We start from the raw sequence: 9,865 nt of genomic DNA on the forward strand, positions 1-9,865 counted from the left end.
ATATCAAACTTGAACTGCTCAAAGGCGACACCCAACTCAACCATTTTGCCCTCAAAGCCAAGCTCTATTTGCAAGCCATTCAAGCCGCTTACGCCAAGTTGCGCGAACTCAACCCCGTCTGCTTGGCTGCGTAAGGTGAGTGATGTAAGTAGGAAGTTTGCGGCTACACGGTGTTGAGCGGCATTCATGAATACGATGCAACCATGATGCAATGTCGATGGATAGATTGATTGTTGCCGGTCAACTCTTTGACAATTATGCGGCGAACCTTAGTCAGTATTTTCCGCATTACACGAATAAATTTCTGTGCCCTCTTTGCTTAACGTTGTTCCCTAAGGACGCGATTGAGTCAAAAGAGCTTACGTTGGAGCATATCATCCCCTCGGAAGTAGGAGGCCGGCTTGTAACCCTCACCTGTTCGAAGTGTAATTCCGGAGATGGCTCGCAATTGGATGCTCATCTCATTCAGAGATTCAGAATAGAGGATATTCTGACGGGCAAGAGCGACAAGCCTTTGGAGGTAAGGGTGAGCCTTGGCCAAGGAGAGTTTGGCGCGAACTACTTCCTCTCGAATCAGCAGAATCCGAGTATCCAAATCATTGGGATACCTAAGATCTCCAATCCTAAACTTCTCGAGGCGGCTGTCCGCGAGCTCGAGTCAGGGGTTTCTCAGTTCTCCATAAAGGGTAATCTTGGCTACAAGGAACTTCCCAGCAGAGTCGCTGCGCTCCGAATGGCGTATCTACTGGCCTTCAGTTACTTCGGGTATGGATATGTCCTTTACCAGAACCTACAACCGATTCGCGAACAAATCGCTCATCCAGAATATGAAACTGACTCGGCTAAAAGCTTGCTTCTCCTTGAAAATACTCCAGCTAGGAACGTAATTGCACTGTTGAAGGAACCACCAGATTTGCGATGCTTTCTCGCGATTATAGAAATCCAAACAAGCGTAAAACGGAACTTAGGAGTCGTGTTGCCTGGGCCAGACGATGAAAGCAAGGATATTTATCAACGCTGGGCTTCAGCGGCTTCGGCCAATATCCAAAACAAGGCGAGGATTGATATCATCAAGTTTGATCGTGCCTACATCTCTGATCCAGAGTACCGGTTTTTGCCCGCAAAGATATGGATTGGGCAAGTCAACATTGGTGATGCATCTGGAACAGAGTAGTAATACGCTGCCAGTCAAGCCACCCAAGTTGTGCGAGGTAGAATCGGAGGAGAACGATCCCTCTGCCGCCGTTTCAGAACTGACCCTCGAGTTAGCACATCTCAAATTCACTCCAGCATTGCATATGCCAATATACCCGAAACGGCCCGACTCACGAAGCTCACAAGGCCCGCCTGTAGCAAGCAAGGCGAAGTACGCAAAACCGCTCTGAGTGTGTCCGAACTGCGGGCGGCAGTTTGTCTCAGCCAATAAGTGGCACTCGTGCGGGCGCTACGAAATTGACGACTATTTCGCGGGCTGGTGCGATATGAGAGGCTGGGCGCTCAAAGGGTATAATCGCGTTCAAGGAGACGAGCCATGACAACCAGAACGGTGAGGAAGAAAAATAAAAAAGCGGCCTCAAGATTCATCGGGCGGTACGTCGTCACCGACCCCGAGATTTGTCATGGAAAGCCGACTTTTCGCGGCACACGCATTTTAGTCTCGCAAAGCTGTTCGCCTGGCAAGTCAGGCGTTTCTCGAACATTCCCAGGAATACGCCGCGTCTGAGTACATTTTGAAGCGAGTCGCCGCGTGAATATCCTGGATGAAAACATCCTTGATAGTCAGCGCCAACTGCTTTTGGACTGGCGGATTCCAGTTCGCCAGATTGGGTATGATGTCGGTCGCAAGGGATTGAAAGACAAAGAAATCATCACCTTTCTGCGACGTGAGGAAGCATGAAGTTGCGGCGTTTGTTCGTCGCTTGCTTCGACATCCTGAGTTTGATACTGTCGCCAGGCGCATGGGAAAAGTTGTCCGAGTCTCATCAGCCGGGATCACGGCATGGCATCTTCATGCAGCGGGAGAAGCAGATCTTGACTGGAGCAAGTAAATAACATTAAGCCCCGCCTGACTTGCGCATCTGCATGACTCTCCTCGCCGCCTGGTTCTGGTTGTTCCTCACCCTCGTGCCGCTTTTGTTTCTGGAGCGTTGGATTCACCGCCACCTGCAGGGCATCTTTCTCCTCCTCACCCGCGATCACGATTTAGCCACCGTTTTCTATTCCGCAATCTTTCTGCCGGGTGTGGCCTTACACGAAGGCAGCCATTGGATCATTGCCAGGGTTCTGGGCGTGCGCACGGCGCGGATCTCCCTCTGGCCGCGCCGCCAGCCCGACGGCACGTTGCGTTTGGGATTCGTCGAAACTGAGAAAGTGGACTTCGTGCGCGAGGCGCTCATCGGCGTTGCGCCCTTGCTGGCCGGGTCAATCGCGGTGGTGCTGATCGGTTCAGTGAGTTTGGCCGTCGGCCCGGTGGGGAAAGCCATCGCTTCGGGCGACGTGCTTGGAATTGGGCAGGGCGTGCTGGCGAGTTTTCAATCCGCCGATTCGCTGATCTGGTTGTATCTGTTATTTGTGATTAGTAATTCGATGATGCCGTCACAGTCTGACCGGCGAGCATGGTTGCCGGTGACGATTATGCTGACGTTGCTCGGGATAGCTTTGTATTACGTGGGCGCGGCCCCGCTGGTGATGCAAAGCGTGGGCGAGCCGCTGGCCGCCGGGGTGGGCGTGATCGCCACCGCCTTCTCGATCACTATCGGCGTCAACCTGATCATCATTCCCATTGTGTGGTTGATTGAGAAGGCGATTGTTCGGGTGACGGGGTTGCAGATAAATTACTGAGTAGTAAACAGTAGCCAGTGAACACCGCTTACTGTTCAGTGTTCACTGTTCTAGCCAGCACAAATAATACCCCTCCCACCACTGCCATCAGCCCCACAAACGCAATCAGTTTCGAGAGCCGCGACTCGACGAGAAGTGAGAGCGCGCCGAACAGGGCGCAGAACGACCAGTAGGCCACCACGATCCAGCGCGGCGAAAACCCCATATCCACCAGACGAAAATGCAAATGCCCCCGGTCACCGCTGAAAGGGGAGCGGCCACTACGCCAGCGGTTGACGATTTGCCAGGCGGTGTCGGCGATGGGCACGGCCATGACCAGCAAAGCAGTGGCCACCCGGGCCGGGGCCAAAATGGAAAGCGTAGCCAGCCCGTAGCCGACGACCATTGCCCCCGCACTCCCCAGAAAGATTCGGGCCGGACTAAAGTTGAAGGGCAGGAAACCGAGGCAGGCCCCGGCGAAGGCGACGGCGTACAAGGCGATTCGGGTTTGGCCGAGGTTGTTCATGTGGATGGCGAACAACAGGGAAGCAATGGCGGCCACCCCGGCGGCCAGCCCGTCCAGCCCGTCCAAAAAGTTCACCGTGTTCATCATGCCGGTGATCCACAAAATGGTGAGCGGGTAGGTGATGAGCGGGGGAAAATGCTGGAAGCCAATGACGGGCAGAGTCACCTCTTGAATCCAGACGGTGGCCGCAATGGCAATGAGGGCGACGACCACCTGAGCAACAAACTGCGGCCCGGCGCGGAGTTCTTTCCAATCGTCAACCAAACCGAAGACAAAGGCCAAGACTGTGCCGATAAGAACGCCGCCGAGCGGCAGGCGATGCTCGTCGTTGAGCGGGGCGAAGAAGTATAACCAGGCCGCCGCCGCAAAGAAGCCAACGAAGATGCCCAGCCCGCCAATGCGGGGGACGGGGCCGCCATGTTTGCGCCGCCCGCCGGGCATGTCCACCAGGCCGAAGCGGTGGCCGAAGCGGATGGCAAGGAGAGTGCCAAGAGCGGAGAGGATGGCAGAAGTGAGAAAGGCGAGGAGCGGAGTCAATTGAGATCATTATTCACCACAGAGACGCGGAGAACACAGAGAAACTCTGTGGACTCTGTGTCTCTGTGGTGATCAGTTTTGGAGTTTGGTTTTTGGGATTTGGGGTTTTTCTCACCCCGTCCCAAACTGTCGGTCGCCGGCATCCCCCAGGCCGGGCACGATGTAGCCGATCTCGTTCAGGTGGCTGTCAATTGCGCCGATGTGGATTGGCACGTCGGGATGGTCGCCTTGCAGTTTGGCAATGCCTTCGGGCGCGGCGATGAGGCCGATGTATTTGATGCGGCTCACGCCCCAGCTTTTGAGGAGCGAGCAGGTGGCCGAGGCCGAGCCGCCAGTGGCCAGCATTGGGTCGAGGATGAGACACACTTGTACACGCGGCTGGATGGGCTTGTTGGCGTAATATTGCATCGGTTGAAGCGTGCGCTCGTCGCGTTTGAGGCCGATGTGCCAGACCTCGGCGCCCGGCATCATCTCCCAGATGCCTTCGACCATGCCCAGCCCGGCTCGCAGAACCGGAACCAGACCGATGCCCTTTTTTAGTTCGCGGCCCTGCGCCTGACCCATCGGCGTGGTGACTTCGATGGCTTCGGTTTCGAGATCGGTGGTGGCTTCGTAGCACAATAGCATCGCCAGCTCGCGCACCAGCTCGCGGAACTTTTTGGGTTTGGTTTCAACGCTGCGGAGCAGAGCAAGTTTGTGGGCAACGAGAGGATGAGAGGAGGGATGGACGTTTGACATGAGGAACTCCGTTGTGAAGGGTGTGGTTGGATTGTAGCTGTAAGAGGAACGAGAGGCAAGGGCGGCTCACGAAATAAAAGAGCAGATTGAACGGCCTCGGCCACTCAATCTGCTCTCCTCAAATTGCCGACGAAAGAATCTACCCCAGCAAATGAACGTGCTCCTGCAATTGTCGCTGGTGAATCTTGATGTACTTGTCCTTGATGATCTGCTCCATCTCTTCCGGCGGCAGGCGGTAGCTGAGAATCTCCAGCGCGTCTTCCGGCGACTGGCCGTAGACCAGCTTCTTCTTGCCGTTCTTCATGTCGAAGAGGTACATGTAGTGAGGGTTGCTGAAACTGCTCATTGTAGCCGCTTGGTCAGGTAGTCGCTTAGTCGAGTAGTCGTTTCATGGTCAGTGACTACCAGACTACCAGACCACTTGACCACCAGACTATTACGCTTTCGTGAGCGCGCCCATGTAGTTCTGCCGCTCCTGGCGAACTTGAGCCAGGCCTTTGCTGACTTCGGCGTCAAACTTCCCGGCCAGCAATTCGCGGTAAAACTTGTAGTCAATGCCCTTCACCTTTTCGTCGTCGGGGTAGCGGTGATAATTTTCCTTCGACATCAGGCTCCGGCCTTCGGCGATGAGTTGGTGGCCCAGGGCCGAGCCGGGGTAGGGGGCGTAAAAAGCAATCGAGGGCATGATGCGCTTGGTGTACTTCACCATTCGCATCGTCTTGAAGGCATCGTCGCGCGTTTCGCCGGGAATGCCGAGCATAATGTTCGACCAGAACACCGGCGGCTTCCTGCCCTCGCGCTCCATCTCGTCGCCGATGCGGGTCATCAGATCAATCGTAAAGTAATTGTCCTCTTCGGTGCATTCCTTGTTGAGGATTTTCAGCACCCGGTCACTGCCCGATTCGAAGCCGATGGAAACCGTGTCCCAGCGCGTCTCTTTGACGAGCGCCTCGAACAGCTCGGGCCACTGGCGCACGGTGTCGGCGCGGGCGGCGGCCCAGTAGGGCCACACTTTGTTGGCCTGGCGTGGATACTTCTCCAGCCATTCCTGCAACCAGGTCGGGTTCTGGAAGAACATCGAGTCGTGGATGACGAGCGAGCCGACGCCGTATTTGCGGTCGAGGTAATTCAGTTCGTCAATCACCATTTCAACGGGGCGGCGGCCCATGTTGGGGATGTAGGAGTTCTCGTTGCAGAACACACACTGCCACGGGCACACCCGGCTGGTGAGCAGGGTGACGACCGGCCCCGGCCCCCAGCCACACTCCGGCTCCAACGGCCATTTAAACTTCCGGGCCAATTGCCGCGAGGCGGGCTTGGGCCACAGCGTCCGGTCTATCATCGGCCAGTCGGCCATGGATTTTGATCCTCGTCCCAGAATCATGCGCGGGAAGGAGTCAGGATCGCGAACCAGGTCAACGATGACTTCCTCGCCCGGCCCCTGGCAAATCTTGTCGAACTCCGGGATGGCCATCATCTCATCAATGGCGACGGTGGCGTGCATGCCGCCCGTGAGCACCAGTCCTTTGGGATTCACTTCTTTGAAAATTTTGGCCGAGCGGTAAGCAACCGGGAAGGTGTAACTACGCACGTTCATGATGAGCATGTCGTAGCCGCTGACGACTTTGCGAACCTCGTCCCAGCTTTTGCAGGCGCGGGTGGAAGCCAGATCGGTCGTCAGGCCGTTTTGATGCAAGAGGGTGCGCAGAAGCCCCAGGCCATGATCCTGCCACTGCTCGTGCGGCCCGGCGGGGTTCACCAGGTCGCCCAGGTCGCCCAGGTCGAGCCAGAGTCGCCTGGGGCCGTCGCCTGATTTCTTTGGCCGGAAAAGGTTGAACATGCTTTTCTCCGTTTAACAAAATCTGGCGGCTAGCAAAAGTGCCAGCCGCCAGGTTATTTTATCAGACGCGCTCGTGATGATTAGTGGCCGCAACCGCACCCGTCGTCGCCCGAGGCTTGGGCTTGGCCTTGCGCGGCAGAGCCGGCGGTCCGGAACGAGTGGCCGCAACCACAGGAAGCGACGGCGTTGGGGTTTTCGACGCGGAACCCGCCGCCCATCAAATTGTCCACGTAATCAATCGTCGCCCCGACAAGATAATTCATCGAAGTCGGGTCAACATACAGCTTCACACCGTCGGTCTCAACCACCGTGTCGAACTCGCGAGGCTGGCCCTCGATGGCCATGCCGTATTGCATACCAGAGCAACCGCCGCCGGCCACAAACACACGCAAGCCATGACTGGGCAGGTTGCGCTCGGCCAGGATCGAACGAACTTTGGCTGCCGCCAGGTTGGTGAGGGTAAGTTCTGCAACTTCAACAAATTCCGGGGTAATGGGTTTATCCACTGTAATGGTCATCGCTAAAAGTCCTTTCAGGTTGCGCTGATTCTAACAAGTTTCACCGGGCCTGTCAATAATTAAGATGCCGGTCTTATAAATTAAAAACGTCCTCGCGGATCAGATACGAACACGAGCCATCGCCTGCTGTGACATGACAAACGCGTTCCGGGGTAAAGCCGGTCAGCGAGGCAATCAGGTTGAAGTCCATGTTGCAGAGTTCGGGGTGCTTTCTGGCCAGCCCTTCGTAAGGGCAATTGCAGGTGTGAATGACGACGCCGCCCAGATTTTGCTCCCAGCGGGCGACGTATCCTTTTTGATTGAGAAATTGGACGGCGCGATCAAAGCGTTCTTCGACGGTGTCGCCGTCAACCGGGTGGGGAGCATCGGCCAACAACCGGCGGGCCATGCCTTCAAAGAGCACATTGACTTCGCGTGTATCGTAACGGGCTTTGACTTCGTCCAGCAATTGCGCGGCGAGGTTGTCGTAACTCTTGGGGAAAAGCTCGCCGGCTTTGAGGGTGAGGCTGTAAGCGTGCTGGGGCCGGCCCGAGGTGGCCCGGCGGCGCACTACTGGCTCGTTCACCAGCCCCTCCGAGCGCAGAACGTCGAGGTGGTGGCGCACAGTCACAGAAGAGATGTCAAGCTCCTTGCTCAACGTCTCAACCGTGGCGTTCCCGCGCTCCTTGAGAATATCAATGATCTGCTGGCGCTTGCTTTGCATGAAAAGAATTTTAGCCTGCCAGGTGAATTTGTCAAACTGTGCTTTCTAGGGCCTCACCAGTTGCCCACCCTGCCACCGATAAACCCAGCCGTTCGCCTCAGCCCAATCTTGTTCAGCATTGAAGCTGAAGCCGCCGCTCAGGCCGTTGTAGGTAAGTTGAGCGAGAGCAAGGGCCACGCCGTCTCGTGTAGGCGTCTCTTTTGATTCAACATCATTTTGGATGGCAGTCAACAAAAGCCGGGTTGCATCGTAGGCCAGCACAGCTAAAAAGCGCGGCTCAACGCCTTGAGAGATCGCCCGGTAGCGATCAGCAAAAGCCGGATCGGCAGAGTCAGCCGGGAGTGGCGCAGGCGCGACCACCCGCACACCTTCTTCCGCTGAACCGGCCAGGCGCGGAAACTGATTGAGGCCCCAGAGAGGCGGGCCGGCAATTTGGGATTTGGGATTTCGCGTGTCGTTCGCGGGCTGTGCCGGGATTTGGGATTTTAGCCAATCCAGGTCTTCAAGAGAGTCGCAGTGGCCGGAGCAGAAAGTTGCTTCAGGCACAGCGGCCTGAAGGGCGAAATCTGTCGGCCAGAGACGAAAGGCTGAGAGATCGAGATCAGAGGATGAAGTCGTGGCCAGGAATGGGATATTGTTGGCGGCCAGCACCGGGGCGGCGGCCAGCGTGGTGGGTTCCAGCCAGTTGCCAACCACCCCAACCACTTGCGGGTCAGTCGCCAGCTTGCGGGCCTGCTCTTCGGCCTGGGCCGCATCGCCGCCATCGTCGAACGCAACCAATTCGATAGAGTAGCCGGCCACGCCGCCGGCCTCGTTGGCCTCACGCACAGCCAGCCGCGCCGCATAAATGATCTCCTGCCCGATCTCGCGATAGCGACCCTCGAACGGCCCGACGAGGCCAATTTTCACGGTGGGGCGGGTGGAAGGGACACAAGCTGAAAGAAGAATGCACAATGCACAACGCACAAGGCGCAATTTGAGAATTGTGAATTGAGAATTGTGAATTGCGCTACGGGCAGGCATAGGTCAAATGTTGCTCGTAAGTCACCGAGAAGTTGTGATAATGACTGCCGTCGCACCTGGCGCGGAAGAAGAGATACTCGGTTTGGGCGGGGTAGATGACGGCGCGGATGGAACTGAGGCCGGGGTTGGCAATGGGACCGGGCGGCAGGCCGTCGGAGACGTAGGTGTTGTAGATGCTGTTCACCGCGCGCGGGTCAAGATCGAGAGGCGGCCACCAGTTCTCCGGACCGGCCAGGGCATACTGAGTCGTGGGGTCGGCTTCGAGCTTCATGCCAATGTCGAGCCGGTTGAGATAGACACTGGCGATGGTGGGCCGTTCGTCATCGTGAACGGCCTCACGCTCGACGATGGAGGCAAGGATGATGACTTGATAGAGCGTCAGGCCGCGCTCGGTTGCGTCGGCCCGCAGTTGAGGCGTCACTTGCGTGTCGAACTCGAGCAGGAAGCGGGTGAGAATATCGGTCGTGGTTGCGCCGGGCAGAAAGCGGTAGGTATCGGGAAAGAGAAAACCTTCGAGGGAGGCGGTGGACGGCAGATCGGCCAGGAAGGCAAAGGTGGCCGGGCGCAGGCCGCCCGGAGCGATGAGGCTCAAAAATTCGGAGCGGCTGAAACTCAAGCCAGGCTGTGCGGCAAGGCCATCGGCCACTTGCTCAACGCGCCAGCCCTCCCACAGCCGCAATTGAATTTCGTCGGGCCGGGCCTCGGTGAGGGCGTCAGCCAAAACCGGGATGGTCATGGTTTTATTGAGCGTAAAGTTTCCCGCTTCAATATCGTCGTCGAGGCCGCGATAGCGCATGTAGAGTCGCAAAAGGTCGGGGTCAGCCACCAGGCCCAACTCGGCGAGGCGGCCCGACACCCCGCTGGCGTTCTCGCCGGCGTCCACCACAAATTCAATCGGAGTCGACTCATTTCCCGCCGAAGCCTTGAGCACTTCAGAGTTCAAAACAAGATACGCCCACAGCCCGGCTTGTTCGGCCGGGTTGAGCGAACTGGCCGGCGGGCCAAAATCGGTTGTGAAAGCGCCGCTGTTGACCTTGAGCATGACCCACAACCCGCCCAGCAGAATCATGGCAAACAAAATCACGGAAGCAACAAACTTAATGGCCGCGCGCAATCCACTGCGGCGGCGCGGGCTATGATGTTCGATGTGCATCGAGATA

The 9,865-nt window shown here is 57.1% G+C and carries 13 protein-coding genes; 5 read left to right on the forward strand and 8 right to left on the reverse strand.

Annotated features, from left to right (window positions below; genetic code table 11):
- From HYZ49_07125 to HYZ49_07145, 5 genes are all read left to right on the forward strand, one after another.
- The coding region (locus HYZ49_07125) for an IS701 family transposase (protein MBI3242047.1) at window positions 1-134 on the forward strand (134 nt) is incomplete at its 5' end.
- 83 nt (window positions 135-217) lie between these two features.
- Entirely contained in the window at window positions 218-1,174 is a 957-nt protein-coding gene (locus HYZ49_07130; GenBank protein MBI3242048.1) for a hypothetical protein, read from the forward strand.
- Window positions 1,175-1,531: 357 nt separating this feature from the next.
- Complete coding sequence (locus tag HYZ49_07135) at window positions 1,532-1,723, forward strand: DUF433 domain-containing protein (GenBank protein MBI3242049.1); 192 nt, start codon at window positions 1,532-1,534, stop codon at window positions 1,721-1,723.
- 24 nt (window positions 1,724-1,747) lie between these two features.
- The gene (locus HYZ49_07140; protein MBI3242050.1) at window positions 1,748-1,897 is read left to right on the forward strand and encodes a hypothetical protein; all 150 of its coding nucleotides are present in this window, start codon (window positions 1,748-1,750) and stop codon (window positions 1,895-1,897) included.
- A 185-nt stretch (window positions 1,898-2,082) separates the two neighbouring features.
- A complete protein-coding gene (locus HYZ49_07145; protein ID MBI3242051.1) occupies window positions 2,083-2,841 on the forward strand; it encodes a hypothetical protein in 759 nt (252 codons plus the stop codon).
- Between the two features lie 28 nt (window positions 2,842-2,869).
- Here the strand turns inward: HYZ49_07145 and HYZ49_07150 are convergent, their stop codons facing one another.
- The 8 genes from HYZ49_07150 to mltG form a co-directional block, all read right to left on the reverse strand.
- Entirely contained in the window at window positions 2,870-3,883 is a 1,014-nt protein-coding gene (locus tag HYZ49_07150; protein ID MBI3242052.1) for an undecaprenyl/decaprenyl-phosphate alpha-N-acetylglucosaminyl 1-phosphate transferase, read from the reverse strand.
- Between the two features lie 111 nt (window positions 3,884-3,994).
- Window positions 3,995-4,621 carry a uracil phosphoribosyltransferase gene (upp, locus tag HYZ49_07155; GenBank protein ID MBI3242053.1) on the reverse strand — a complete coding sequence of 209 codons (627 nt, stop codon included), beginning with the start codon at window positions 4,619-4,621 and terminating at the stop codon, window positions 3,995-3,997.
- A 139-nt stretch (window positions 4,622-4,760) separates the two neighbouring features.
- Complete coding sequence (locus HYZ49_07160; GenBank protein ID MBI3242054.1) at window positions 4,761-4,940, reverse strand: hypothetical protein; 180 nt, start codon at window positions 4,938-4,940, stop codon at window positions 4,761-4,763.
- A gap of 117 nt (window positions 4,941-5,057) precedes the next feature.
- On the reverse strand, window positions 5,058-6,461 hold the full coding sequence (locus HYZ49_07165) for a B12-binding domain-containing radical SAM protein (GenBank protein ID MBI3242055.1): 1,404 nt from the start codon (window positions 6,459-6,461) through the stop codon (window positions 5,058-5,060).
- An 80-nt stretch (window positions 6,462-6,541) separates the two neighbouring features.
- Window positions 6,542-6,979, reverse strand: a complete 438-nt coding sequence (gene erpA, locus HYZ49_07170) for an iron-sulfur cluster insertion protein ErpA (protein MBI3242056.1) — start codon at window positions 6,977-6,979, stop codon at window positions 6,542-6,544.
- A gap of 73 nt (window positions 6,980-7,052) precedes the next feature.
- Window positions 7,053-7,682, reverse strand: a complete 630-nt coding sequence (locus tag HYZ49_07175) for an ArsR family transcriptional regulator (protein ID MBI3242057.1) — start codon at window positions 7,680-7,682, stop codon at window positions 7,053-7,055.
- A 45-nt stretch (window positions 7,683-7,727) separates the two neighbouring features.
- Window positions 7,728-8,591: an ABC transporter substrate-binding protein gene (locus HYZ49_07180; protein MBI3242058.1), complete on the reverse strand. Its 864-nt coding sequence runs from the start codon at window positions 8,589-8,591 to the stop codon at window positions 7,728-7,730.
- Between the two features lie 100 nt (window positions 8,592-8,691).
- A partial coding sequence (gene mltG / locus HYZ49_07185) for an endolytic transglycosylase MltG (GenBank protein ID MBI3242059.1) occupies window positions 8,692-9,865 on the reverse strand: 1,174 nt, incomplete at its 5' end.

Source organism: Chloroflexota bacterium (genome assembly GCA_016197225.1).
Taxonomy (GTDB): Bacteria; Chloroflexota; Anaerolineae; order Anaerolineales; family VGOW01; genus VGOW01.